This window comes from Parendozoicomonas verongulae (assembly GCF_009711465.1).
Classification (GTDB): Bacteria; Pseudomonadota; Gammaproteobacteria; order Pseudomonadales; family Endozoicomonadaceae; genus Sansalvadorimonas; species Sansalvadorimonas verongulae.
This window is the reverse complement of sequence record NZ_SMME01000558.1, coordinates 1-1,423: the sequence shown is the minus strand read 5'-3', so window position 1 is coordinate 1,423 and position 1,423 is coordinate 1. Positions and strand designations below refer to the sequence as shown.

Sequence of the window (1,423 nt, the reverse complement as noted above, 5' to 3'; positions counted from 1 at the left end):
AGAGCTTAAGGGTGCCCTTTTTGATCACGACCTGGGGCTCTTGCTTGTGAGGCAAGCACCGTACCTTTTCAAATTTCTACCTCCCGAACGGCTCACCCCGGCCTTTCTTGATGCCTGTATCGCCAGCAATAAACAGGTTATTCCCGAGGTGTTCGCGATGTTCCCTGATCACTCCATAGACTTTGAAGCTCTGGTGCAGATAAAACCTACAGCTATCGTGAATGTGCCATCACATCAGCGTACCCAAGCCATGAAAGAGCAGGCTGTCCGACTCATTCCTGGGTTGATCGCGCATTTTGAAAACGATCCGGACCCTGGGTACAGCAAACTATGCGGGGTGGCACTAACCCAAGAGGGGGAGGCTCTGCGTTATATTCCCAGGCACCGTATCACGCTGGATATGGTGGAACTGGCACTGAACAGCGAACCGCTACCTCGCATACAAGATATTCCAGAGTCCATGCTTACGTCGGACATATGTCAACAGCTTCTGCAGAAGGCACCGGCGATTAACCATGAATCTATGGCGAGCCGCTACTACCCTGAGAATTTCCTTGAACGCTTTCCGGATTTGATGCCATACCGAAGCCGTTTTTTTCACTGGCTGGCAGGGCTGCCTGTGGCCAAGCGTACCGAAGCACTGTGTACGGAGTTTATACAGCAGTTTCCAGGCGCCACACACTTGATTCCAGAGCCAGTTTTGTCCAGGCATCCGGAATGGCAGCAAGAAAGATCAATCCCCCCCAATATGGACAGTCATTATGTTTCCCTGTGGACAGTCTCTCTTGCGGACAGTGGACCGGAGGCTTGTCGGAATTGGTTCAATCACTATGGGCCACTGGTGGATTTTTCAGAAGAACATCTGCGCCCGGGCACTCCTCCCTGGGTGTGTTTAACGGCCGATCCTAAGGTTCACAGGAACTGGCTGCCAGAGCACCTGATAAGCCACCTGGTTCGTCATGGCGGCCCCGATGGTCCGGCGGCCCCCTGGGACACGACCGTTGAGACGATTTCTGAATACGCCCTTCTCTACCCGGCACAGGAATTTTGCTGCCCGCGGGAAGTAGCTCTGATCCCCTTCCAGACCCGTAAGCGTTTGATGTTCTGCCGTCCCTTTGTGCTTCGCAATCAGAGGCTGGGATGGGGGCTGCAAAACGGGATTGATAAGTATTGTAAGGTCACTGAGCCTCTGCTTGAGCAAGCCTGCTTTTGGGAAAGCGATCTGCAAACCGCGAAAGACTGGCAGGTACATGGCGGCCGGGTACTCTGTCAGTCGGGTCAGAGCCCGTGCAGACGGCTGAAATTCCTCCGTGCCGGTGAGCCGTTAACACAGTGGCTGACCGAAGCGGCTGTGCAGAAGTTTGCCCTACAGCACAAGTCCCATCTTGGACTACGCAGTGAGATCCCCACGCCTCAGGCGTTC

General features: G+C 54.3%; 1 protein-coding gene. It reads left to right on the top strand.

Annotated elements, in window-relative coordinates:
- Positions 1-46: 46 nt before the first annotated feature.
- The coding region (locus E1189_RS01485; RefSeq protein ID WP_155158330.1) for a hypothetical protein at positions 47-1,423 on the top strand (1,377 nt) is incomplete at its 3' end.